14 protein-coding genes are annotated in these 24,707 nt (G+C 59.7%); 5 read left to right on the forward strand and 9 right to left on the reverse strand.

Annotated elements, in window-relative coordinates; all coding sequences use genetic code 11:
* The 3 genes from gatC to gatB all read left to right on the forward strand — a co-directional run bounded on the left by gatC (nucleotide 1) and on the right by gatB (nucleotide 3,404).
* On the forward strand, nucleotides 1-303 hold the full coding sequence (gene gatC / locus HME9302_RS02245; RefSeq protein WP_115365659.1) for an Asp-tRNA(Asn)/Glu-tRNA(Gln) amidotransferase subunit GatC: 303 nt from the start codon (nucleotides 1-3) through the stop codon (nucleotides 301-303).
* Entirely contained in the window at nucleotides 303-1,787 is a 1,485-nt protein-coding gene (gatA, locus tag HME9302_RS02250) for an Asp-tRNA(Asn)/Glu-tRNA(Gln) amidotransferase subunit GatA (RefSeq protein WP_115365660.1), read from the forward strand. The genes gatC and gatA overlap by 1 nt, the downstream gene beginning before the upstream one ends.
* Before the next feature lie 117 nt (nucleotides 1,788-1,904).
* Nucleotides 1,905-3,404 (forward strand): Asp-tRNA(Asn)/Glu-tRNA(Gln) amidotransferase subunit GatB, encoded by a 1,500-nt coding sequence (gene gatB / locus HME9302_RS02255; RefSeq protein ID WP_115365661.1) that lies wholly within the window; start codon nucleotides 1,905-1,907, stop codon nucleotides 3,402-3,404.
* 109 nt (nucleotides 3,405-3,513) lie between these two features.
* On the opposite strand, the gene HME9302_RS02260 is transcribed toward gatB, so the two are convergent.
* From HME9302_RS02260 to HME9302_RS02275, 4 genes are all read right to left on the reverse strand, one after another.
* Complete coding sequence (locus tag HME9302_RS02260; RefSeq protein ID WP_115365662.1) at nucleotides 3,514-4,563, reverse strand: DUF5694 domain-containing protein; 1,050 nt, start codon at nucleotides 4,561-4,563, stop codon at nucleotides 3,514-3,516.
* 186 nt (nucleotides 4,564-4,749) lie between these two features.
* Nucleotides 4,750-5,055 carry a hypothetical protein gene (locus tag HME9302_RS02265; RefSeq protein WP_115365663.1) on the reverse strand — a complete coding sequence of 102 codons (306 nt, stop codon included), beginning with the start codon at nucleotides 5,053-5,055 and terminating at the stop codon, nucleotides 4,750-4,752.
* A gap of 133 nt (nucleotides 5,056-5,188) precedes the next feature.
* Entirely contained in the window at nucleotides 5,189-8,113 is a 2,925-nt protein-coding gene (locus HME9302_RS02270; protein ID WP_115365664.1) for a M16 family metallopeptidase, read from the reverse strand.
* Between the two features lie 66 nt (nucleotides 8,114-8,179).
* A complete protein-coding gene (locus tag HME9302_RS02275) occupies nucleotides 8,180-10,438 on the reverse strand; it encodes an acylase (protein ID WP_115365665.1) in 2,259 nt (752 codons plus the stop codon).
* A 206-nt stretch (nucleotides 10,439-10,644) separates the two neighbouring features.
* On the opposite strand from HME9302_RS02275, the gene clpB reads away from it, so the two are divergent.
* Nucleotides 10,645-13,224 carry an ATP-dependent chaperone ClpB gene (gene clpB / locus HME9302_RS02280; protein WP_115365666.1) on the forward strand — a complete coding sequence of 860 codons (2,580 nt, stop codon included), beginning with the start codon at nucleotides 10,645-10,647 and terminating at the stop codon, nucleotides 13,222-13,224.
* Nucleotides 13,225-13,351: 127 nt separating this feature from the next.
* On the opposite strand, the gene HME9302_RS02285 is transcribed toward clpB, so the two are convergent.
* Nucleotides 13,352-16,612: a TonB-dependent receptor domain-containing protein gene (locus tag HME9302_RS02285; protein ID WP_147270747.1), complete on the reverse strand. Its 3,261-nt coding sequence runs from the start codon at nucleotides 16,610-16,612 to the stop codon at nucleotides 13,352-13,354.
* 299 nt (nucleotides 16,613-16,911) lie between these two features.
* Nucleotides 16,912-17,469 carry a hypothetical protein gene (locus tag HME9302_RS02290; RefSeq protein WP_115365668.1) on the reverse strand — a complete coding sequence of 186 codons (558 nt, stop codon included), beginning with the start codon at nucleotides 17,467-17,469 and terminating at the stop codon, nucleotides 16,912-16,914.
* 338 nt (nucleotides 17,470-17,807) lie between these two features.
* Here HME9302_RS02290 and HME9302_RS02295 point away from each other — a divergent pair, with 338 nt between their 5' ends.
* Entirely contained in the window at nucleotides 17,808-20,852 is a 3,045-nt protein-coding gene (locus HME9302_RS02295) for a TonB-dependent receptor domain-containing protein (RefSeq protein WP_115365669.1), read from the forward strand.
* Nucleotides 20,853-21,275: 423 nt separating this feature from the next.
* On the opposite strand, the gene HME9302_RS02300 is transcribed toward HME9302_RS02295, so the two are convergent.
* The 3 genes from HME9302_RS02300 to HME9302_RS02310 are packed head-to-tail and all read right to left on the reverse strand — an operon-like array spanning nucleotide 21,276 to nucleotide 24,674.
* On the reverse strand, nucleotides 21,276-22,193 hold the full coding sequence (locus HME9302_RS02300) for a class I SAM-dependent methyltransferase (RefSeq protein WP_115365670.1): 918 nt from the start codon (nucleotides 22,191-22,193) through the stop codon (nucleotides 21,276-21,278).
* A 7-nt stretch (nucleotides 22,194-22,200) separates the two neighbouring features.
* On the reverse strand, nucleotides 22,201-23,907 hold the full coding sequence (locus HME9302_RS02305) for a 2OG-Fe(II) oxygenase family protein (protein WP_181815656.1): 1,707 nt from the start codon (nucleotides 23,905-23,907) through the stop codon (nucleotides 22,201-22,203).
* Nucleotides 23,907-24,674, reverse strand: coding sequence for a 2OG-Fe(II) oxygenase (locus HME9302_RS02310; protein ID WP_115367409.1), 768 nt, complete (start codon nucleotides 24,672-24,674; stop codon nucleotides 23,907-23,909). The genes HME9302_RS02305 and HME9302_RS02310 overlap by 1 nt, the downstream gene beginning before the upstream one ends.
* Between the last annotated feature and the right edge of the window lie 33 nt (nucleotides 24,675-24,707).

The following is a 24,707-nucleotide window of genomic DNA, read 5'->3' on the forward strand; positions in this document are numbered from 1 at the left end:
ATGTCCGTGGACAAGGCGCAGGTCGCCAAGATCGCCAGCTTGGCCCGCATCGCGATGGGCGACGCCGAACTGGAACGCATGGTGCCGGAACTCAACAACATCCTTGGCTGGGTGGAACAGCTGGGCGAGGTCGACGTGTCCGAAGTCGAACCGATGACCGCTGTCATGCCCATGGCGCAGCGCCTGCGCGATGACGTGATCGACGCCGATCCGCTGACCGGCGGGGGCGTGCAGGGCAAGGTTCTCGCCAACGCTCCTGCCGCAGAACACGGCTTCTTCGGCGTGCCCAAGGTGATCGAATAATGACCGACCTTACCGAACTCACCGTCGCCGAATTGCGCGATGGTATCCGCGCGGGTGACTTCACCGCTGTCGAAGCAGCCGAGGCCTTCAACGCAAATGTCGCCGCAGCGGACGCCCTCAACGCGTTTATCGTCAAGACGCCGGAAATTGCCTTGAAAGCGGCCGCGCTGGTCGATGCGGACCGCGCCGCGGGTAAGGATCTGGGCGTGATGGGCGGAGTGCCGATCGGCATGAAGGACCTGTTCGCCACGCGCGGCGTGCAGACCACCGCCGCCAGCCATATCCTCGAAGGTTTCACGCCCGAATATGAAAGCACCGTCAGCCACAATCTGTGGAGCGCGGGCGCAACCATGCTGGGCAAGCTCAATCTCGACCAGTTTGCGATGGGGTCCTCCAACGAAACGTCCTATTTCGGTAATGTGACATCGCCCTGGAGGAAAGCCGGTGGCGGGAACGAAGCCATGAGCCCCGGCGGTTCCTCTGGCGGATCGTCCACCGCTGTTGCCGCACGACTGGCCCCCGCAGCTACCGGTACCGATACCGGCGGCTCGATCCGCCAGCCGGCTGCCTTTGCCGGAATTTGCGGTATCAAGCCGACCTATGGCCGGTGCAGCCGTTGGGGCGTGGTGGCGTTTGCCAGCAGCCTCGACCAGGCCGGGCCGATGGCGCGGACCGTTCGCGATTGCGCGATCATGTTGGGCGCGATGGCAGGCTTCGACCCGAAGGATTCCACCAGCCTCGACGAGCCCGTGCCCGATTGGGAAGCTGCATTGAATGCCGACCTCAAGGGCAAGCGGGTGGGCATCGCACGCGAATACCGGATGGACGGGATGGACGCCGAGATCGAGGCAAGCTGGGAGCAGGGCAAGCAGATGCTGCGCGATGCCGGGGCCGAAATCGTCGATGTCAGCCTGCCGCACACGAAATACGCGCTGCCCGGCTATTACATCATCGCGCCCGCCGAAGCCTCCAGCAATCTCGCCCGCTATGACGGGGTACGGTATGGCCTGCGCGATCTGCCGGAAGGCGCAGGCTTGCAGGACATGTACGCCGCGACCCGCGCCGCTGGGTTTGGCGACGAGGTCAAGCGCCGCGTTCTGATCGGCACTTATGTGCTGAGCGCCGGCTTCTACGACGCCTATTACACGCAGGCGCAAAAGGTCCGCGCGCTGGTCGCTCGCGATTTCGAGCGGGCGTGGGAGCATTGCGACCTGATCCTCGCGCCGACCACGCCATCCGCGAGTTTTCCGTTGGGTTCAAAGGACGACGATCCCATCGGGATGTATTTGAACGACGTGTTCGCTGTGCCAGCGTCACTTGCTGGCTTGCCTGCGATGAGCGTGCCGGTCGACGTGAACGCAGATGGGCTGCCGCTGGGCTTGCAGATCATCGGCAAGCCGCTCGACGAGCAGGCTGTGCTGGACGCCGGGCTGGCACTTGAACAACGCGCCGGCTTTACCGCGCGGGCGGAGAAGTGGTGGTGATCTGGGGTCTGTTACTTTCGTTCTCAGTACCCGCGGTGTTCCTGCTCGCGCGGTATCTGGAAAAACGCATTCCTCATGGCGAGGCACGTTTCGACGCAGACGGAAATTTGAAAAACGATGACTAGCTACCGCATCCACGGCGAAACCGGCGAATGGGAGGTCGTGATCGGCCTCGAGGTCCATGCGCAGGTCACGTCCAACGCCAAGCTGTTCTCCGGCGCTTCCACCGAATTCGGGGCGGAGCCCAACACGCAGGTCAGCCTCGTCGACGCAGCGATGCCCGGAATGCTGCCTGTGCCAAACCGCGAATGCATCCGCCAGGCGGTGCGTACCGGCATGGCGATCGAGGCGCAGATCAACGCCTGGAGCCGGTTCGACCGCAAAAACTATTTTTATGCCGATCTTCCGCAGGGCTACCAGGTCAGCCAGCTGTACCACCCCATCGTGGGCGAGGGGCAGCTGACCATCGAGGCCGACGAAAAAGCCGGCATCCCCGCCGACAAGGTGATTGGAATCGAGCGCATTCATGTCGAACAGGATGCCGGTAAGTTGATGCACGATCAGCATCCCACCATGTCCTATGTCGATCTCAACCGCAGCGGTGTGGCATTGATGGAAATCGTTTCCATGCCGCACATGACCTCGCCAGCAGAGGCCGGAGCCTATGTGCGCAAGCTGCGCTCCATCCTGCGCTATGTCGGCAGTTGCGACGGCAATATGGAGCAGGGCTCCATGCGCGCGGACGTGAATGTTTCGGTCAGAAAGGTCGGGGCGAAGGAATTGGGCACGCGCACGGAAACCAAAAACGTGAACTCGGTCCGCTTCGTGATGGCAGTAATCGAGGGCGAAGCGTGCCGGCAGGTCGACCTGATTGAGGATGGCGGCACGGTGATGCAGGAAACGCGACTTTACGATCCCGACCGCAACGAAACCCGATCCATGCGCTCCAAGGAAGACGCGCATGATTACCGTTATTTTCCCGACCCGGACCTGTTGCCAGTGGAGCTGGACGACGCGTTCCTGACCGAATGTCGCGAAAGTCTGCCTGAACTGCCCGACGCCAAGCGCGCTCGATACACCGGCGAGCTCGGTATGAACGATTACAACGCCGCGCAATTGACAAGCGAAGTGGAAACTTTCGCACGCTTCGAAACTCTGCTGGCCGAGACTTCCAAGGCGCTCGGCAAACCGGAATCGGACGTGGCCACGCAAGTCGCGAACTGGACGCTGTCCGTCGCACCTGGCGTTATCAAGTCGCTGGGCGAGGAAGCGCAGCTGGAGCACAACACCGCCGCCGCGCAGGCGCAGATCCTGAAACTGGTCGAAAGCGGTGAAGTCAGTGGTGGCCAGTCCAAGGAAATCTACGAAATCCTCCTCAAGACCGGCCGCGATCCGGCCGAAATTGCCGACATCGAAGGGCTGAAACAGCAAAGCGATACCGGCGCTATCGAGGCAGAAATCGACAAGATCCTCGCTGCCAATCAGGATAAGGTCGAACAGTATAAGGCCGGCAAGGACAAGCTGTTCGGTTTCTTCGTCGGGCAGACAATGAAGGCCATGCAGGGCAAAGCCAACCCGCAGGTCGTGAACGAATTGTTGCGTGCGAAGCTGGGGTAGGCGAATGTTTAGGCGCTGTTGAGCGGGCAGCGGACTGTTTTTGGGGGACAGTCGAGAGCCAGTTGCCGACTTTCGGCAGCACGAGCGTCCTGCGCTTATCGGCGGGCTCTCAGTTCAATATCGTATCCGTACTGATAAGCTCGATATCATGCATAAGATCGAGATAGCTCTCGAAATAAGGTTTGTGCGACGCGCCGACCACCGACAATACGCGCCCCCCTGGTTTGGTCGCTCCGGCTGCGACGATATGAGAAACCATTCGCAGGTTCCGAACCTGATACCAGCTGTTGTAAGCGCGGCCATATTGCGTGCCTTCGCTGTCGTTCATGGCCTTGCGAAAATCGTTGTCGATTGCTGCGCGCTGCGTTTCCGGGCTGTTGTAAAAACGGTAGGCGGCGAAGATGTTACCCGCGGCGATATCTTTACCCGATTGCACATAGCCTTCTTTCGAAGCGGGATCGTTCGTAGCCCAAATGGCACCCATCCGAGCCCATAATGCATCGCCATACGGTGCCAGCACGCGATCGGAACTGTGATCGTCGGCCGTAAATACTTGCTCCAATCCTAACCTTGCAGCGAGGCGTGCCGCAATCTGACTGCTTTCATTCATCGAAGCCGAGCGTTTTTCAAGGAAAGCAACCGATGCCAGACCTAGCCCATCGCCGATACGCCGTTCGCTTTCATCGAGTCTCCACCACTGCACAAGGGCGGAGTAAGGTTCGCCTGCAGCCAAGAACGCTGCCGCCAACTGGCGGCGCTCGTTCGGTTCAGGTCTTTCTGACCATTCCCACAGCATCGTGCGAACCCGCGCAGCTGCTTCAGCCGCGTCAAGCCCGGACTCCGCGCGAAACGGTGCGGGATCTTGGCAGTAGTTCTCTATCGCGGCTGAATATTCGGACGGGTAGGTGCGCATCATCTCGCACGTTTCACCCGGCATCCCCTCGATAGTGATGACCGTAGGATCGTACCGGGCTAGCCGATCGAGCAGAGGCTCGATATGCCGCGGCTCGAGACCGTCGATCGCTGTAAGATGCGCCGAGCCCAGCACCATCACCTGAGTAGGCTCGACGGTTAGGACTTCATCCACGCCGCGAAGATCAATCGCCGGGACCTGTGCATATACTGGACCTGTCGATACCGCAGCGAACAGTGCGCACATTACTCGCAAATGTTTCATCACGGCCGCACGCCTTTCTTATCCGATCGACAGGCTATCAGTCTTAAAGATTATATTCGCACCCGTAAATGTCCGGCTTTGGGTTGTGAGCGGGCATTGGTGCAGCAACAAAAAAGCCCGCCGGAATCACTCCCGGCGGGCTTTTTCGCTAATCGTGTCGCGTCAGGCTCAGCCCTGGCGTTCGCCGGTCATCGGCATGGAGCCGAAAGCGCCTGCGTTGACGTTGCCGGTCAACTGGTCGCCGTTCACTGTCGCTTCGCAATCGAGCGTCATCGGCATCGGGACCGTCATGTTCATTTTCCACATCAGCTTGTCGCCGTCGATCTTGCCGTCTTCGACTTCCATGCTGCCCATCTGGCCGGCATTGGTGCCGGTGAAGGTCTTGCCGTCATCGCCGGGGACTACGGTGAAGGTGCTCTTCTGGTCGCCCATCGGACTCTTGGTTACGCAATCATAGGTTCCGGCTACGGACATGGAAGTCTCCTTTGAAAAGGGTGTATAATAGGTCGTATGCGCCAGCCTCATCGGCCGTGCTTACATTAGTGTCAATTACCGACGCGCGCCATCGTTCCGCATTTGGTCGCGGCGCGCGCCGGTTTGGCAAGGATTATTCGGCTTCGCGAATTTCCAGCGGCAGATCGAGTGCTTCCAGCTGCGGTGCGACAACGTCCTTGTCACCCACCACCACGAAGACAAGGTCGCTCTCGACGAACTCGCTGCGGGCGATCTGATCGAGCTCGGCTGCGGTGATAGCACGGTAGCGGTCCGCCAGATCCTCGTAATAGGTGTCGTCGCGGCCATACTTCACGATATTGACGAGACCCGCCAGCACTCCGCCGGAGGTCTCGAACTGTCCAGGTAGCTCGCGCACATTGCTGTTTACGATGCCTTGCAGTTCCTGTGCCGTCACGCCCTTGGTCGTCGTGAACTCGGTCAGGTCCTTGCGTAGTTCGGCGAGGGAATCGGCTGTGCGATCAGCCTGGACCGGTGCACTGATGAACATGGCGAGGCGGTCCGTCCCACTGCTCACGGAGCTGCGAACGCCATAGGACCAGCCCTTGGTCTCGCGCAGGTTCATGTTAATCCGGCTGAGGAAGTTGCCGCCAAATGCCTCATTGGCGGCTCGTGCCAGCACGGTGTCATCGGTCCCCTTGAGGTTCAGGACACGCGCCGCTGTAATGACCGATTGCGGCGAGTTGGGCCGGTCGATCAGCACCACGCGCGGTTCCGGATCGGGGATCGCCACGTCGAAGTTCTTGGTCGGGAGGGGCTGGGGCGGCGCCTGCCAGTCACCGAATGTCCGTTCGAGCAATGCGGTGACTTCGCGCAGCGTGGTGTCGCCCACAACGAAGACCTTCGCATTGTCGGGTCGTAGCCATGTGTTGTGGAACGCCAGCAGATCGGTGCGGGTCAGCCCTTCCACCACATCCTTGTTACCCCGGCCGGAACTGGGAATGGCGTAAGGGTGGTCACCGAAGACCAGCGGCGCAAGCGCGCGGCTGGCGATGCTGTTGGGCGATTTCAATTCCGACGATAGCCGGTTCAGTTGCTGCGCGCGAACCCGTTCCAGATCGGCAGGGGCGAGTGCGGGCTGACGGATATACTCCGCCAGCAGATCGAGCGAAGGCGCCAGATTGGGCGACAGCGCAGACAGCTGGAACGAGGTCCAGTCGGCATCCGCGAAGCCGTTGATCGAAGCACCCAACCGCTCCTGCGCGATGGCCAGCTCCGAGGACGACTTGGTAGCCGTCCCTTCGTCCATCAGGCTGAGCAGCACCGATTGCGTGCCCAGACCGTCCATCGGATCGGCCGTGTAGCCTGCATCGAATGTCACGCGCACGGTGACCGCCGGTATGGCATCGCGGCGTGCGAAGTACACGTCCATGCCATTCGACAGCGTGGTGCGTTCGATATCGGGAAAGTCCAGCCCGGTCAGTGCTTTCGGTTCGGGAACGGTGCTGCGATCGACCTGTTGCAACATGGTGCCCATCGCAAGCTCGTCGCATTCACGGGAGGTGGGCTGACAATAGAACTCCATGCCCAGCGTGCCGGAGGCGATCGGGTCTACGATCGCACCACCTCGGTTTTCACCGCCTTCGGTGCGTTCGCCGGGGTTCATCACCAGCTTGAATACCGGGCGGGTTAGCCATTTGCGCATTGCTGCCGTGACGGCGGCAGGCGTCGTAGCCGCGCTTTGCGCCAGTACCGTAGTGAGGTGGGCAGGGTTGCCGTGATACAGCTCACCCTCGGCCAAGACGGGGGCCTTGCCGCCGAAGCCGCCGACCGACTCCAGTCCGCGGATAACGCCGGCGATGGTCACGGTCTTGGCGCGCAGCAATTCGTCTTCGGTCGGACCTTTGGCAATGAAATCCGCGATTTGAGCATCCAGCTTGGACGCCACTTCGGCGGGGTCCACACCGGGCTTTACGTCGGCTTGGATAATGAAGGCACCGGCGTCTTCCAGACCGAACTGGAACGCGGAAACGGAGGTGGCGACGGGGTCGTTGCGCACCAGCTCGTCGTCAAGACGCGAACTGCTGAGGCCGCCTAGCACCGCGCCGGCCAATTGTAGCGGCACGCTTTCAGGATCGGTTTCGCCCGGCGTGGTCCACATGCGGTAGATACGGGTGGTGGAGATCTGGTCGGTTGTGACCACTTCCTTGTCTGCAGGCAGGGTGGGTATGGTGACTTCGGGATCGACCACTTCGGGACCGCGCGGAATGTCGCCGAACCATTTTTCGACCAGTGGGCGCGCAGTAGCAGCATCGATGTCGCCCGATAGCACCAGCACCGCGTTGTTCGGGCCGTAATGGTCGCGGAACCAGGTCTGCACATCGTCCATGGTGGCGGCGTTCAGATCGTCCATCGAGCCAATGGTGGAGTGGTGGTAGGGGTGGCCCTTGGGGAAGAGGTTTTCGAAGATTTCGTAACGCAGCAGGCCGTATGGCTGGTTGTCGCCCTGGCGTTTCTCGTTCTGGACCACGCCGCGCTGGTTATCGAGCACTTCCTGTGTAACCGCGCCAAGCAAATAACCCATCCGGTCGCTTTCCAGCATCAGTCCGGTTTCCAGCGCGCCGGTCGGCACCGTTTCGAAATAGTTCGTGCGGTCGGCATTGGTGGTGCCGTTGGTGCCGGTGGCACCGATCTGGCGCAGATATTCGAAGAAATCAGCCGGCGCGTTCTCCGTCCCGTTGAACATCAGATGTTCGAACAGATGCGCGAACCCGGTCTTGCCCTTCGGTTCGTGCTTGGAGCCGACATCGTACCACACGGACAGGGCGACCACGGGGGCCTTGCGATCCGTATGCGTTACCACTGTCAAACCGTTATCGAGCACGAACTTCTCGTGCGGGAGGTCAACCTGCGCAGTGAGCGCGGCCAGATCGGCCGGTTCCTGTGAAACAGGGGCTGTATCCGCCACCGCTGCATCTGCGATTGCGGCGCTGGTGGCGGTTTTATCAGCGGGAACGGTGGCGCATCCGGCAAGGGACAGCGCGGCGACGCTGGCGGACAGGGCGAGTTTCAAACGCATGATGTTTCCTCGAAGTTATAAGGCGGGGTGCAGGGCAGGGTGCAGGGCATAACGGTAGTTTCCGGGTCAGCGATGGCGGACGATTTTTCGACTAACCGCGTTCTTCAGCACATCGGCGCGGTAGAACCGCACGGGCTTCAGCTTGTGCTGGACAAAAAGCGACGCTTGATCGGCATAGTGCAGGCTGTTCGGACGGGTTGTGGCGGCGCCATAAGGCTGGATGGATTCCGACTTCAGCAATTCGCCGTCCTTCCATTCCACGAACTGGATGAAACTGTCGCCATGGCGAACCGACAAGCGGCCATCATCATCCACATCCCATAGAGTACTGGCCCGCAATGTATCGGAGCCGCCATCCAGCGGCAAATCGACCCGGTTATCGCCCGAACCCTGACGCAATCGCAGCAGTTTCGACATTGGTGGATCTAGCCTGCCGAAATGCTCCATCAAGTGATCGGCGGACCGCTGCAATTCTTCGCGTACATCGGGTATCGTGCCGTTCTGGTAATCCGCACCCATATATGGGCGGATCATCAGCAGGGCGAGCGCGTCGCCGCGTCCGACATTGTCTGCAAACAAATCCCAGCCATTGAGCAGCGCTTGCGCTTGGGCCAGCCGCGAACCGTCCTTCAGATCGAGCGCTGCGACCGCATCCAGCATATCGGCGACATAGCCGCTGCGATCGTAGCCGGTGTCGTACTTAATCCGTTCGAGGGTTTCGCGGTCGATCACATCAGCCTCCGCCATAAGCCTGGCCGCCCGCCGCGCGCGGTTGGTATCGCGCAGCTCGATCCCCATTTCCGGGGCAAAGTCGGTGAAGGTCACATCGCTGCCCGGACCTGCTGCATTGTCCGGTCGGTTGTTGGCGTTGAAGACCCAGCCGCTGGCCGGATTGACCACTTGCGGCAAAGCCTCGAAATCGACGGTGCCGTTCCATATCAGCGCGCTGTCGTTACCCGGCAATATGCCGCGCCAGTCGGGACGCTTCCCCGCAATCGTGGCGGGACGGTCGGGTATCGCGGCGTTGTAGTAATAGCCGATGTTCCCGGCCTCGTCGGCATAGATGAAATTGGTGCTTGGCACGTCGAGCCGCGCCAGGATCGCTTCCCATTCGGCGAAGCTAGTGGCCTTGTTCATGCGGTAATAGGCGTCCAGCGCGCCGAGCGAATCCATCCCGCCATAACGGATGGCAAAGTGGCCATTGTCGTTGGCAATGACCGGGCCATGCACGCTGCGGAGGATGTCGCGCCGTACCGGAAGCACGACCGGGCCGAAGCGGACGGGCAGGGTAACGGTCCTGGTTTCAAGATCGCGCCATTCCCCGTCCAACCGGTACTGGCTGCCATCGTCGCTCATCTCCAGCCGATACACGTCTACCATATCTGGCTGGTTCACTGTGTTGGTCCAGCCCAGATGCTCGTTATGACCAAGAAAGGGGAAGGGGCTGCCGGGGAAGTTCGCGCCCGCATAATGCCAGCCTTCGCCGCTTTCCACGACCAGTTCGTACCAGGCGACACCGCCGCGCCACGGCTGGTGGCTGTTGGAAACCAGCCGCGTCACACCATCGCCCGATTTTTCAGGTGCGATGGCAAAAGCGTTGGAGCCTGCAAAAGCAGCGTTCTCGCCCGCATGAAGCGGTAGCGGGCGCGTTCGGCCGCTCGCTTGCGTGTGCGCAATGGGTGGTGCTGGACGCACGCTTTCCGGCGCGGGTTCGTCGATATTAGGTGACTTTTGCGGGATCGGCGGGCCTTGCTCGCGGTTCAGCTTTTCACCCGCCACCAGCGGCCCGATAGTGTTGCCAAGGCCAAAGAACAGTGGCTGGCGCAAGGCGAAGCCGGTTGCGATGTCTTCGCCGTCCAATGGAAACAGCCGGTCGAGTTTTACTTCGCCGGGATTCTGCGTGGCGAAGTCGTTCATGCCAGCGGCGTAAGCTTCGAACAGCGCACGGGTATCTGCCGGGACGGAAGCGTAATTGCGCTGGGCCGTGCCGCGCGCGTCGAGCAAATGGTAGAGATAATCGACCTGCGCGCCATCTTCGCCCGCAATCGCTCCGTAACGGCCGCGCGTCATCGCAGCGACGTCCTGCAGCGTGGAGAAGTCATCCTCCGAATGGGCGATGGCCACGCCGTAAGCCACGTCTGCATCGGTTTTGCCGTAAATATGCGGCACGCCGAATTCGTCGCGAATAATTTCGGCCTGGTAGGTACCTTTGGGAGGAGGCGTGCCGCGATCAGCGGCTAGCGGCTCCCAGACCATCAACCCGACCAATACGGCCAGCACCAGTGCCAGCAGGGCAAATCCACCCCGGGCCAACCATTTGCGCATCGTAAATACCTCTCTCCGCCGCGACCCTAACGCGGTTCGTCCGTCCGGTGAAGCATACAGTTGGTCGAAAACCGTGACGTCGCGCGCCGACCTCTGCTTGGCTCATGAAAAACTTGGCCCCATATCGGTGTTATTCGGTCGACCATAGCTTGTGTTGCAATATAGCAACACTATATCGTGTGGGCAGACATGAGGGACGATTCTACATGAACATGGAAAAATTTACCGACCGAGCGAAAGGCTTCCTCCAAGCGGCGCAAACGGTCGCTATCCGCATGAGCCACCAGCGCATTACGCCTTCGCATCTGTTGAAGGCGATGATCGAGGATGCCGAAGGCATGGCGAGCGGGCTGGTCGCACGAGCGGGCGGCAATCCGCGCGCGGTAGAGGACGAGGTGGACGCCGCGCTCGCCAAAATACCTGTCGTCAGTGGCGGCGGGGCACAGGCGACACCGGGGTTGGACAATGACGCGGTGCGCGTGCTCGACCAGGCGGAACAGATCGCCGAAAAGTCGGGCGATGCCTACGTGACCGTCGAACGGCTGCTGGTTGCGCTGGCGCTTGCTACCACCACGGCAGCGGGCAAGGCCTTGCAAGCTGCGAATGTCGACGCGAAGGCGCTGGAAACCGCCATTACCGAATTGCGCGGCGGTCGCACGGCAGACAGCGCGAATGCCGAAGAATCCTACGACGCGATGAAAAAATACGCCCGCGACCTGACCGAGGCCGCGCGCGAGGGCAAGCTCGACCCGGTTATCGGCCGCGACGAGGAAATCCGCCGCACAGTACAGATCCTCGCCCGGCGTACGAAGAACAACCCCGCACTGATCGGCGAGCCCGGCACCGGCAAGACCGCGATCGCAGAAGGCCTCGCGCTGCGCATCGCCAATGGCGACGTGCCGGACAGCCTCAAGGGCCGCACGCTGATGAGCCTCGACATGGGCGCATTGATTGCTGGCGCGAAATATCGAGGCGAATTCGAAGAGCGGCTGAAGGCCGTGCTTGACGAAGTGAAGGGCGCGGACGGACAGATCATCTTGTTTATCGACGAGATGCACACGCTGATCGGCGCCGGCGCGTCGGAAGGTAGCATGGATGCCTCCAACTTGCTTAAACCCGCGCTCAGCCGGGGCGAATTGCATTGTATCGGCGCGACGACGCTGGATGAATACCAGAAATATGTCGAGAAGGACCCGGCCCTGCAGCGCCGCTTCCAGTCGGTTTATATCGACGAGCCAAGCGTGGAGGACACGATCTCCATCCTGCGCGGCATCAAGGACAAATACGAACTGCATCACGGGGTGCGTATTACAGATGGCGCGATCGTCGCCGCTGCGCAGCTTTCCAATCGCTATATCCAGAACCGCTTCCTGCCAGACAAGGCCATCGACCTGATGGATGAGGCAGCGTCGCGTATTCGGATGGAGGTGGAATCCAAGCCCGAAGAAATTGAGAACCTCGACCGCCGCATCATCCAGCTCAAAATCGAGGAATCCGCGCTGGGCAAGGAAAGCGACCGGAATTCGAAGGACCGGCTGGAGGCGCTGCGTAAGGAGCTGTCCGAGCTGGAGCAGCAGTCGTCCGAACTCACCACGCGTTGGCAGAACGAGCGCGACAAGATCCATGCAGAAAGCCGGATCAAGGAAGAGCTCGACGCGGCGCGCATTGAACTGGAGCAGGCTCAACGCGGCGGTGATCTCGCAAAGGCGGGGGAACTTTCCTACGGCACCATTCCGGAGCTTGAGAAGAAGCTGGATGAAGCGTCGGGCCACACTGAAAATGCACTGCTGCGCGAGGAAGTGACCGAGGACGATATTGCCGGCGTCGTCAGCCGTTGGACCGGGGTGCCGGTCGACCGGATGCTGGAAGGCGAACGTGAAAAGCTGCTTCAGATGGAAGAGCTGATTGGCAAACGGGTGATTGGTCAGACGAAGGCGGTCGAGGCCGTATCGAAGGCTGTTCGCCGCGCACGTGCGGGTCTTAAAGATCCTGGCCGTCCGCTCGGCAGCTTCCTGTTTCTCGGCCCGACTGGCGTCGGCAAGACCGAATTAACCAAGGCGCTTGCCGAGTTCATGTTCGACGACGACAGCGCAATGGTTCGCATCGACATGAGCGAGTTCATGGAGAAGCACGCAGTCGCCCGGCTGATCGGCGCACCTCCGGGCTATGTCGGGTATGACGAAGGCGGGGTGCTGACCGAAGCAGTGCGGCGAAGGCCCTATCAGGTCGTGCTGTTCGACGAGGTTGAGAAGGCGCATTCCGATGTATTTAATGTGCTGTTGCAGGTACTCGACGACGGACGGCTGACCGACGGGCAGGGGCGCGTGGTGGATTTCTCCAATACGCTGATTATCCTTACGTCCAATCTGGGCAGCGAGTATCTGTCCAATATGACTTCGGAGCAGAAAGTCAGCGATGTCGAACCCCAGGTCATGGATGCAGTGCGCGGGCATTTCCGGCCCGAATTTCTGAACCGGCTGGACGAGATCATTCTGTTCCACCGGCTGGCTGAGGAGCACATGGTGCCGATCGTCCGTATCCAGCTGGGCCGCGTGCAAAAGCTCCTCAGCGACCGCAAGATTACGCTCGACCTCAGCGAAGCTGCGCTGCGCTGGTTGGGGCGTGTCGGTTACGATCCGGTGTACGGTGCGCGCCCGCTGAAGCGCGCTGTGCAACGCTACCTGCAGGACCCGCTCGCGGACAAGCTGTTGGCCGGTGAAATACCTGACGGCAGCACGCTGAAGATCGACGAGGGCGATGGGAAGCTCAAGATCGACGTTACCTGACCACGGCGTTTCGCCTTGGTGCCAGGACGAACCTAAGCAAACGTCACTCTACGCACGTTTGCACAATGCAAAAGAAAGGGCCCCGGAAGCGATCCGGGGCCCTTTCTTTTATCGTATGCCGCGAGGCTTAGAAGTTCGCGGTGAAACCGGCGTAGAAGTAACGGCCGATATTGTCATAGATACTCGATCCACCACCCGAGCCGGTCAGCTGCAGAGGCGGCGCCTGGTCGGTCAGGTTATCGACACCGGCATAGAACGAGAAGTCGTCGCTCACCCGGACGTTACCACGAAGCGAATGGTAGAACCGCTCCTCGTAGAATTCTTCCGCGGTAGCGTCTGGGTTTATGGCTGGTACTACGATCAACTCCCCTGGGGTACAGGTTGGCGAACCTTCTGTACGGGGGATTACGCCCACTCCTGGGGTGCCACGGCCCTCGACACATGCTGCCGTAAAGGAATTAGTAGTTTCAAACCCATTAATAAATTGCTTATCCAAGAAACGTAGTCCGTAGGATAGGGTAAACGGACCTGTTCGATACGATGCATTGAAGTTTACTGCCCACTCGGGATCGCCAAGTTCACCGCGAACCACGTTTGGTACATTGGGATTTGTACTATCAAGGAAGTTCGTACGCTTCAATACATGAGTAGCGAGAGCGCGGAACGAAATGCGATCATCATTATCGAATGTCTTGGAATAGCGAACGTCAAAATCAATACCTTCCGCCTCCAATCGCGCAAAGTTGATCGGGAATGTCGTCAGGGCATTGTCTTGGTTCAGATCGCCCTCGGGCTCTCTTGGATTGACCTGATCACAAAATCGATTTTGGAGGGACGTTGCGTCGTAGCACAGCGCAAGCACCGCATTTGCCGGCAACTGCGAAATCACGTTCTCAACGGTGATATCATAGTAGTCAACCGAGGCTGCAAAACCAGGCAAGAACGAAGGTTCAAAAATAGCACCAACAGTATAACTGTCCGATATTTCTGCCTTAAGCGCCTCATCACCTCGCTGCCGAAAGCCAGTATTGGATGTAATGCCGTCCGCATCGTAGCCTTCCGGCACGCCATCCGCCCGACAATTGATAAGCCTACTGGCTGGTCCCAAGTTAATTGTTTCGTCATCGCACGGATCGTTTAGAAAGCCAAAGTTTTGTGTCAATGGCGCGAACAAATCAGAAAGAGTAGGCGACCGAACGGCGCGGGAGTAATTAGCACGGAATCTCAGGTCTGGGATGGGCGAATAAACCAAATTGCCGTTATAGGAATAAACCGTACCGGTTTGCCCACCCCCGGAATTATAATCAGACACACGCCCGGCAGCTGAAACTGTAAGCTCGTCCGCAAAAGGTAAATTGGCAAGCAACGGGAACTCGATTTCGCCGAAAGCCTCTACAATTTCAAGATCCGGGGGGGAGAAGGTACCAAATGCATTGAAAAAGGTGTTGCCGGTCGCCGACAGATCGTCAGGTCGTGAGGAAGCCGTTTCCTTCCGGTATTCACCCCCGAGAACGGCGCGAATAGGACCACCCGGAAGTTCGAAGAAACCGGACGAGTCCGTGTTAACGAAGCCCAGCAAATTGTACTGTTGAGCCTTGTCGTCAAGGGTTGCGTCAGTATTGATGTAATCAAGGGCAGCTGCGCTTGGCGCACCCACACCAAACAGATTAAGGGGCGCACAAGCAGGATCGTCGTTGGTGGCATCGGCGTCAGCATTGATGCGACAGACAATATTACCTGTTGCCGGATCGCGAACAGCATCCACAGCATTTTGAAGGTTAGCAAAGACCAAGTTATTGGTAGCTGCCAAGCTGCTGGTAAATCGACCGTAATTAAAAGAGATATCGTAACGGGTGTTCGAACTGATATCGCCTTCGACCCCAACCACAATACGATAGGTTTCACGCTTCAGAACGTCGGTTCGGGCACCAAAATCAATATTGTTTCGATTAATAGCGAAGCCTGTGGCCGCCCCTGAGTTTGGTGGGAAGCCAAAGCCGACCAGAAGTTCGTCTTGAATGGCTTCTGCGGTGGCGCGAGCCGCAGGCGTAAGGAACGGATTATCGAAACTAATGAATGTAGGGGTCGCTGGTTCGTCGAAACATTCATTACGGCCAAAAAGACCCACGGCACCGCCGAGATTGCCGCAAATCCCGTTCAGGAACGATGGTGTGCCGGCACCACGCGCTTCGATGCGCGCATATTTGGCTTCAACATACGGACGGACTGCGTCTGAAATATCGAACCGACCCAAAAGGTTGATATTGTAGCGTTCGATATCGGGAATCAGCGTACCGATCGTGCCGAAGTCCGAACCCGTTCCACCCTGCACATTGTTCGTGCCGGGGAAATTCAGATTATCTTCCCGGACCAAGTCACCGGTTGGCGTAAAACGAAACTGAACATCGTTACCGTCAGCATCACAAGCTAGCGGTTGCACTGCAGCACCAAAAATACAGAACGGCCTTAGCGTACCGCCATCCGAGATGAAGTCGAGACGCAGGCCGTCGCGAAGTTCGAAATCGGGGATACCATCCGAATTCGTGATGCCCTCATCACTCAGGTCATCGATCTGAACAAAACCTTCAAACCCGATAAACGCACCAGAAATTTCTGGACGCTGTACATTGAGAACACGGTTAATTTTGCTGTATTCAGCAACGGCAGCGATGTTGCCGCGACCGTCGGCAAAGTTCTTACCAGCTGCGATGGCGGCCGTGTAACGACCATTGTCGCCGCGTTCGGAAATGCCCGACTGTGCGGAGATTTCCAGACCTTCGAAATCGCGCTTGGTAATGAAGTTCACGACCCCGGCGATGGCATCCGAACCGTACACGGCGGACGAACCACCGGTAACCACGTCGGTGCGTTCCAGCAGTTCGAACGGGATGGTGTTGATGTCGACCCGGAAGTCGCCAGCGCTACCCGTAACATGTCGGCGGTTGTTTACGAGAACAAGCGTACGACTGGTACCCAGGCCGCGAAGATCGAGGAAGTTCACACCGGTCGTGCCGATGAAACGCTGCGAGTTCGATGTCGAGAAGGTAGAGCGAAGCGACGGAAGGTCATTCAACGCGTCACCAAGAGACAGCGCACCGTCGTCGAGCAGTTCTTCCGCGGCAACCGAAGTCACCGGAACAGGCGAATCAAGGTTTGGGCGCTGGATGCGCGAGCCGGAAACCACAATCAGACCGCTAGGTTCGGTTTCACCGCCAGGAGTAACCGTCGTAGGATCGGATTCGTCAACACCGACCTGCTGGTCCTCGTCTTCATCCTCATCAGGATCGACGTCCTGTGCGTATGCCGGTGTAGCGAGCGCGGCGAGCGAAAGTGCGACGATTCCGGCGCTGGCGCTGAAACGCCCCTTCTGGTTGAAAATCTTTCTCATGATAATTCCAGTCCCCTCGGAATGCCGGATCAATCCGGCGTAATCGAAATGCAATAATCTGCGTGTATCTAGTACAATCGCGACGAAAGGTATCGTCTGCTGCCCCACCCCACGCAGTGCTGGAAAAGCGATGCGTTAACCTACCGGGAGTCGCAAACGGATTTCGCCTGACGTCACCAGTTTGCGTCCGCATGTTGCCCTTTCGCAACAGATGGACGACAGGAAGGGTCAAGCCAAAGGTAAACTAGCACGCAAAAGGTGCGGCCCCACCCACTGTCGTTTTTATTGGGGCAAGTTGATTACTCGATGCGGCGACCCTTTACGCCAATCTGACCGTTTACGCGGATAAAGTACGACCCGAGCGAGGCTTTCTTGAAAACCACCGTATCACCGGGCTTCGGACCGCGCAGGCGGCTGGGCGGGTTGGATATCTGCCAAACGGCATTTTCGGCAGTACGGAACACAATCGGCCCACGGCGCGAGGCGTTAACCGCGGTCACCGTGGTTTCCAGCATGGTTGTATCGTCGTCTTTATCGTCGCCATCGTTCCCGAACAGGGCGATTTTTGGCAGCGACAGGCCGAACAGGCTGCGCCGTGTTTCCTTCAGATCGTCCGCTTCGACGATCCGTAGGTCGCCAGCTGCTTCCGCCTGCATCATCACGCCCACCGCTGCGTCGTAACAGGCCAGCCGCTGATCCGGCTCGGCAATGGCGCGACATTCCTGCACCCGGTCAAAGGAGCCGGGTGCGATTGCGCCCGGATCTGTTTCTGATGATGTCGATTGTGCTTGTAAACCTGTCGCGGCGAGGCAGGCCGCGACGGTGGCGGCAGCGATCAAGGTGGTGCGCTTCGGCATGAGCTTGTCCTTCTTGGTTCAGGATTGGATGACGTCAGGATTTCAGGCTTCTTTAGGGGCGGGCCGCTGTCTCAGTACGGTCAAGGCAGCACAGCTTACACCCCCGCTGCTACGACAAGGGTTTTGCCACGGCGTTCATCCATTTCCAAGCAGGCATTCTTCGCGCCTCGGAAGCACTGTAACCGTAATGACACACAGCATTCCTGTTCTGCCAATCGGTATTGTTGAGCGATTGCAAGGGGCGGGGCGGACGCATAAAGCTCGCCAATTCGGATCGAAGTCCGACCGATTTTTTCTGACGGCGCCGCAGTGGTGCTTAAATTCTCAAGGGGATTGGAATGTCCAACCGTTTTACCAAGGCTTCTCTGCTTACCGGGACCATCATGGCCGGCGCCATGATTGCAACCCCGGCCTTTGCACAGACGTCCAACACCGATGACATGACCGATCAGGAAGTGTCCATGCAGGCCGCTCCTGACCAGGTTATCGGCGATCCCATCGTCATCACCGGTTCGCGCATCAAGCAGAACACCGCGACTGCAGCACCAATTGCCGTCGTGCAGGACGAAGAGTTCCAGCTGTCCGGTACGGTCAACGTCGAAAACGTGATCAACACGCTGCCGCAGGTCATCCCCGGCACGACGTCCTTCTCCAACAACCCAGGTGGCGGCGTCTCCACGCTGAACCTTCGCGGTCTGGGCACTGCCCGTACGCTGGTGCTGGTCAACGGCCGTCGCTGGGTCAGCTTCGACACCTCGCAGGTTGTCGATCTCAACACCATTCCGTCGTTCCTGATTGATTCGGTCGACGTTGTGACGGGTGGTGCTTCCGCCGTTTACGGTTCCGACGCTCTTGCCGGTGTCGTCAACTTCCGCCTGCGTGAAGTCGAAGGCGCGGAACTCGGCGGTCAGTACTCGATCACCGAACGCGGTGATGGCGGTGCTTACGAAATCCACGGTGCCCTTGGTTCCGCATTCGCCGATGGTCGCGGTAACGCCACTGTTTACGGTGAGTACTTCAACCGCAGCGCCGTTTTCCAGGGCGATCGCGCGTTCTCCAACTTCGCAGTTGGTGGTGAAACCTTCGGCGCGCCTCTGCAGCAGTTCGGTTCTTCGACGCTGCCACAGGGTCGTATCAACTTCGCAAATTTCGTTGCTAGCGATGTTGGCACCGATCTTAATGGCGATGGTGACTTTGGCGATGTCGTGAATGGTGTGCGCGAAACGCCACGTCTTCCGATTGCAAACGGCCTTATCTTCGATGATGCCGTGTTCGATAATGCTGGTTCGCCGCGTGCCCGTGCCGGTGACACGTACAACTATGCACCCGTCAACTATCTGCAGGTTCCGCAAGAGCGCTATCTGCTCGGTGGTTACGCCGATTACGAGTTCGCGGATGGCCATGAGTTCTTTACGGAAGTCAGCTACGTCAATAACCGCGTTGCCAACGAATTGGCAGCAACGCCCGTTACAGGCACGTTCAACCTCGACATCGCTACTGTTTCGCAGTTCCTCTCGCCTGCGGCGATCGCTGAACTGAACCAGATCGATGCCAACGAAGCGGCTGCAAGTGCAGAGCGTGTAGCTAACGGCCTTGCACCTCTTCCCGCGGCAGAACTGGGCGTGGTTTCCACATTTGTCCAGCGTCGTACGGTCGAGACCGGCGCCCGTAATTCGCTCGACGAGCGTAACGCATTCCGCGTTCTCGGCGGCGTCCGCGGCGACATTACCGACTGGTTGAACTACGATGCGTATTACTCTTACGCTCGTACACGCAACGCCAATATTCAGCAGGGCAACATCTCGCGCTCGGCCTTCCAGGCTGGCCTTGATGGCACAGGTACGCCGATCAATATCTTCGGCCCGAACACCCTGACGCCAGAACAGATCGACGCTATTTCGATCCAGGCTCAGAACGGCGATGTTTCAACCCTGCAGGTTGCCAGTGGCGCCCTGTCCGGCTCGGTCGGCGAGCTTGGCTTCGGCGGCGGACCCATCGGTTTTGCGATCGGTGCAGAGTACCGCAAGGTCGGTTCGCAGTTCCTTCCTGATACTGCGCTGTCATCCGGCGACGTAATCGGCTTCAACGCTGGCGATGCTACCGAAGGCAGCTACGACGTGAAGGAAGTGTTCGGCGAGCTGATCGTACCGGTGTTCGACACCGATAGCGGTCTGCGTCTGGAACTGACGGCCGCCGGTCGTTATTCGGACTATTCGCTTGACGCAGTTGGCGGTGTTGGCACCTACGCTGGTGGTATTCAGTTCTCGCCAATCCGCGATATCACGTTCCGTGCGCAGTATCAGCGCGCTGTTCGTGCCCCGAACGTGGGTGAACTGTTCGGCGGCCGTGCCATCGGTTTCCCCGGTGCAACCGACCCTTGTAACAATGCTCCGGGTGCCGGTGTCGATGCGGCGGGCCTTGCTCGTACTTGTGTCGCATCTGGTGTTCCAGCTGGTTCGGTCGGTAGTGGGACTATCCAGCAGAACGCCCAGATTCCTGCACTCTTCGGTGGCAACCCGGACCTTCAGGAAGAAACGTCGGACAGCTTCACCGCTGGTGTCGTTCTCCGGCCGACATTCCTGCCAGGCTTCACCTTGACAGCCGATTACTTCAATATCGAAATCGAAGATGCAATTGCTACCTTCGCTGGCGGTTTGAACAACGCACTGGATCTCTGCTTCAACCAGGTTCAGGACATCAACGATCCGATCTGTGCTCCCTTCCGCGGAACACGTAGCGCGACCGGCGATATCGTGACTGCCAACCCTCCTTTTGTCGGCAATGCGAACATCGCTAGCCTCGAAGTGGCTGGTATCGATCTCGAAGCGTCCTACACCACTACGGTTCCGTTCTCGCTGTTCAGCGACACGGGCGAGCAGGGCTTGAATCTCTCGTTCCTGGGTACGTGGACTGAGCGTTCGAACTTCGCACCGATCCAGGGCGGCGACGTTCTGAACGAGTGTGCTGGCAAGTTCGGTGCTACCTGTGGCGAGCCTACACCTGAGTACAAATGGACCAGCCGTGCATCGTTCATTGATGGTCCGGTGACGACTTCGGTTCGCTGGCGTCACCTGAGCAGCGTCAACGACGATGATGATGGCGTTCTGTTCACCGACTTCAACGGTACCGAAGAGCTGGACTCCTATGACCTGATCGACCTCACCTTGGCGGTCGACCTCACGGAGCAGTTCAACTTCAATGTCGGCGTAACGAACCTGTTCGATACGCTTCCGGATACACCGGAATTCAATGCGGCAGGCGAAGTCAGCAACGATATCAGCGGTTCGCTGCTTGGTGATAACCAGGAACAGGCTAACACCTACCCGAGCACTTACGACGTGCTGGGTCGCCGGTTCTTCGTTTCGGTCGGCTTCAAGTTCTAAGCTAAGATCGACGATCAAATTGGGGCGGCGGACTTCGGTCCGCCGCCCTTTTTCGTGCGCGTTTCGGACGCTGGCATGGTCCGTCTCAGGCTCTCGTCGAGGCGGTTCGACCAAATGGTGTGGGCTAGTGCCTATTCAGGTGATGTAGCGAGAAGGCTGTGTGCCTTTCGCTATGGCGCTGTACTGCTTCTTCGCGCAGGCAAGGGGGCACGCGGTCCAAGGTGGGGCAGCAGTGGGCTGGTTCGCTTCATGATGGCCAGGGCACGGATGCCGCGAAACGTTCTGTGCGTACCGCTTTTCGGGTTCAGGTATCCGATTTGCGTAGCAGCATGGAGCGCGGCGCTTCGCCAAGCGTTTGCGCTGGCTGAGTTCGGAACGGAGCGGCTAGGACAGCGGTGAGGAATTAGGCTTGCGCCGGTATCCTCAACTGTCGCTACGCTCCAGCCGATAAAAGGTCGCAAAGGCCGCCGGATAAAGACCATCGGCCAGCTCATCACCCCCCACCAAGTTCAGACCGGCAATGCGCCAGCCATCCGCCAAACCCGCATGATCGTCCGCCCGTGCGCAAGCCGATACGAGCGATCCGATACGGCCAAGCTCGTTGCGCGCCTTGTCCTCCAGCGTATTAAGCAAGCGCGCAACGTTGCCGGGATGATCGCGTAGTCCCAACCCCAGCGTCTGGCGGACTGCCTCGGCCAGTTCCCAAGCCGCCGAACGATCTCCAAACAAACGCGCTCCCTCAGCAGGTGCCGCTTGGACGGCATCAGGCACAGCGTGCAGCCCCATAGCGCGTGCCTTCAAGCTGCGCCGCGCAATCTCTAGCAAATTGCGTTCGTCCAGAACCCAGGCGAGGCCACTTGCCCGCTCGCGGTTATGGGCAAGGATCGGTCCGTCGCCGCGATGCAGCATCAGTCCGATGATTGCGCCGGGTCTGGTTACCCGCGCAATTTCCGAGGAGACCTTCGCGGTATCGCCATATTCAAAACCGAACTGGCTAGTCACGACATCGAAATGCGCGTCGGCATAGGGCAACTGCTCCATCGCAATTCCGCCGCGCGATTTGGTTCCACGCGGGGCTTTGGGTAGCACCGGCGCGCGGTCGATGCCCAACAGCTTGGCTTTCGGGCGGACGGCCTGGAAGTGAGCCATCACCCGCCCGTCTCCTGTCGCCAGATCAAGCGCAGTAAACTTAGGCGGCAGCTCTTTGGCGAATGCAGTCCAGCATTCCCGCTGCGCAGCATCGATCGAGCGATAGCCGTCAGGCAGACAGCCGCCGGACTCCCTGGCGGCATCGTCGGCCCAGAAATCGTTCCACGAAGCGGCGTCCTGCGGGGTAGTCATCGGGCGATCATCGGGCGGAAGCCCCTCTTACATCGAATGCGGTTGTCAGGCGGGTCCCGGCGTCGAATGGGCCGGTACTGTGGTAGAGCGTGCTGGGAAACAACGCCAGATAGCCTGCGCGCGGACGGATGACGCGCAACGGTTCAAGCTCCATCCGCAAATCAGGCGGCGCGCGGCCCAGTTCCAAAGCGCCCTGCAATTCACTATCGCTCGCCGCACCTGCTTGCTGTTGTATGGCGGGCGGCAGTTCGCAGTAGAGTGCGGAGGAGAGCAAACCCTCGGGGTGAATGTGTGCAGTATGATAATCGCCACCGCCCGTCAGGCGGATGGACCAAGAACCGGCGATGCTCCATGGCAGGTTTCGTTGGCTCAGCAGTGGATGGGTATCATCCCGGGGCGGCAGATTGGTGCGATAGGTTTCCAGGGTCGCCATCAGCGCATCATGCAGGGCGCGCAATTCAGGCTCCGTCCGGTCGAACAGGATGCCACGCGTCTGGGTTCCCCCACGCAGCGACTGGCCAAGCGGGAAGCAGGATACGTCATGGAGCTGGTGGAGTACCGGGATGGCGCGGTGCACCACATCGGCATCGCCTTCCAGCGGCAGAAGTTGCACCAACCCGTCCTGCCCGTGCAACCATTGCGCGCGTTCGTCATCCAGCATCCGCCAGCACAGATCGCGCGCCGCCCACGCGCCCACCATGCCGGGCTTCATCGCGATTGCGCTGGCTAGCAATACCTCAGCCTCGATAAACTCACCGCGCCGCATCAGGTGGCGCGCTTTGGCGAAGACGGCAGCGACGGATTCATCGTCGAGCGCAGCGAACGCCGCATCGGCCTCGTCCATTCGTCCCGCCGCGCTGGCCTGTGCCGACTTGGCGAGCAACAAGGCGGGCGCATCGGGATGTTTTGCGAGGCCTGCTTTCGCGGCCTCAAGCGCTTCCAGATGGCGGTCTGCACGGTCGAGATGGGCGATCCATTCCACCCATATATCCACGCCGGCATCAGCCTGCTGCACCGCGCTCGCAAAAGGCGCGGTAAAGTCCTCCATTCCCGAAGCCAGATTGAGCTGTGTCAAATAGGTCAGGCCGGGCAGCCAATTTGGTCCTTGCCGGACGATTTCCTCGGCCAATTGCCGGGCTGCCTCGGCATCGCCTACAGCCTCCAGCGCTTGCGCCTTGCCGAGCCAGCCATCGGGATCGGCGGGATTACGGGCGAGGGCGGTGTCGAAACGCGCAACCGCATCGCTTTCCGCCCGTTCCAGCGCCACACGGGCCCTGCCAGCCAGCGCCTTTGCATGAGTGGGCTCGGTCGCCAGCGCCGCATCGAACCAGCGAGATGCCGCATACAATTCGCGCAATTCGTAATGCAAAGCGCCGCGCACCGCGCAATAGCGGGCGGAGCTTTGCGCCGTCCCTGCAAGGGGTTCCAGCAACCGTAGCCCGGCATCGAACTGGCGCAAATGCGATAACGCGATGGCGAGATTGAGCACGTATTCCAGTGCATCCGGTTCGGCCTCGACCGCCTGCAGGAACCAGTCCCGCGCCGCGGCAAACTCGCGCGCACGCATTTCCACATTGCCAGCCGTGTTGGCGAGACCAGCATTGTTGGGATACGCCGCACACAATTGTGCCAACAATCTTCGGGCGGTCGCAACATCGCCCGCTGCTTCCGCATCCAGCGCACGCTGGCGGATAGTCGCAGGCGCGTCGGCCATCAGACGTTGCGGACCCATCCGGTGATGGCATAGCGGCCAAGCGGAGCGAACGGCGGCACGAAGCCAACCGAATGCGCCTGCGGGACGGCGAACATATTGAGGCTGTTGAAGCGGGGCCGAAACGCGCATTCGATATTGCCATCCTGGTCGAAGAAATTGAGATAGCCGCCCCAGTCGGGCTTCCAGTCGTCCACCGTCAGATTGAGGACATAGGCAACCTTCCACCCTTCCGCCACATGGCTGTCGGTATGCAACCCCAGGAAGTGCTGCGGCGCGTAAAGCGTGGCCTGCCCGTCGGCCTTGATCAGGTCGTCCATGCCGGTGACTTCGCGCACCAGCCCGAGAAATTTCGGCGTATTCAGATATTCGATCAGCAGATCGTGCGCGCCGCCCTCGTTCCATTTCTCGAGATAGCCCTGAACCAGCGAATACTGCGCATAGCAGAAGGCATAATCCCCACGCGCAGCCGCTTTGCCGGCAGCCTGTGTCAGCCGGGCAAGGCGCTGCTGCCCCGCTTGCGTGTTTAACTCCGCGGGCGGGACTTGCGCCGGGCCACCGACTTCGCCGCCTGCATTACCCGAATTCGCTCCATCGCCCGGCGCGGTCGCCATGCCCCAGGCGGTGCCGCGCGCCAGTACATCGCGTATCTCGCGCGCGGATTCGTTGGTCAACACGTCCCGGATCTGAATCCGGCGCCGGCTTGCGAAACGCGCCGCTAGTTCCTCGCGATCGAGGGCAGGGTTCAGTTCGAACAGGGTTTTTGCCATCGCACAGGTTCTGTAAGACTTCGCCGCGCGAAA

The organism is Alteripontixanthobacter maritimus, assembly GCF_003340475.1.
GTDB classification, from domain to species: Bacteria; Pseudomonadota; Alphaproteobacteria; order Sphingomonadales; family Sphingomonadaceae; genus Alteripontixanthobacter; species Alteripontixanthobacter maritimus.

Bases quoted from the DNA above. Each gene is read 5' to 3' on its own strand.
- HME9302_RS02260 (WP_115365662.1), bottom strand. From the start codon at position 4,563: ATGTGCGCACTGTTCGCTGCGGTATCGACAGGTCCAGTATATGCACAG.
- gatC (WP_115365659.1), top strand. From the start codon at position 1: ATGTCCGTGGACAAGGCGCAGGTCGCCAAGATCGCCAGCTTGGCCCGC.
- clpB (WP_115365666.1), top strand. From the start codon at position 10,645: ATGAACATGGAAAAATTTACCGACCGAGCGAAAGGCTTCCTCCAAGCG.
- HME9302_RS02310 (WP_115367409.1), bottom strand. From the start codon at position 24,674: ATGGCAAAAACCCTGTTCGAACTGAACCCTGCCCTCGATCGCGAGGAA.
- HME9302_RS02295 (WP_115365669.1), top strand. From the start codon at position 17,808: ATGTCCAACCGTTTTACCAAGGCTTCTCTGCTTACCGGGACCATCATG.
- HME9302_RS02285 (WP_147270747.1), bottom strand. From the start codon at position 16,612: ATGAGAAAGATTTTCAACCAGAAGGGGCGTTTCAGCGCCAGCGCCGGA.
- HME9302_RS02275 (WP_115365665.1), bottom strand. From the start codon at position 10,438: ATGCGCAAATGGTTGGCCCGGGGTGGATTTGCCCTGCTGGCACTGGTG.
- HME9302_RS02305 (WP_181815656.1), bottom strand. From the start codon at position 23,907: ATGGCCGACGCGCCTGCGACTATCCGCCAGCGTGCGCTGGATGCGGAA.
- HME9302_RS02290 (WP_115365668.1), bottom strand. From the start codon at position 17,469: ATGCCGAAGCGCACCACCTTGATCGCTGCCGCCACCGTCGCGGCCTGC.
- gatB (WP_115365661.1), top strand. From the start codon at position 1,905: ATGACTAGCTACCGCATCCACGGCGAAACCGGCGAATGGGAGGTCGTG.
- HME9302_RS02265 (WP_115365663.1), bottom strand. From the start codon at position 5,055: ATGTCCGTAGCCGGAACCTATGATTGCGTAACCAAGAGTCCGATGGGC.
- HME9302_RS02270 (WP_115365664.1), bottom strand. From the start codon at position 8,113: ATGCGTTTGAAACTCGCCCTGTCCGCCAGCGTCGCCGCGCTGTCCCTT.
- HME9302_RS02300 (WP_115365670.1), bottom strand. From the start codon at position 22,193: ATGACTACCCCGCAGGACGCCGCTTCGTGGAACGATTTCTGGGCCGAC.
- gatA (WP_115365660.1), top strand. From the start codon at position 303: ATGACCGACCTTACCGAACTCACCGTCGCCGAATTGCGCGATGGTATC.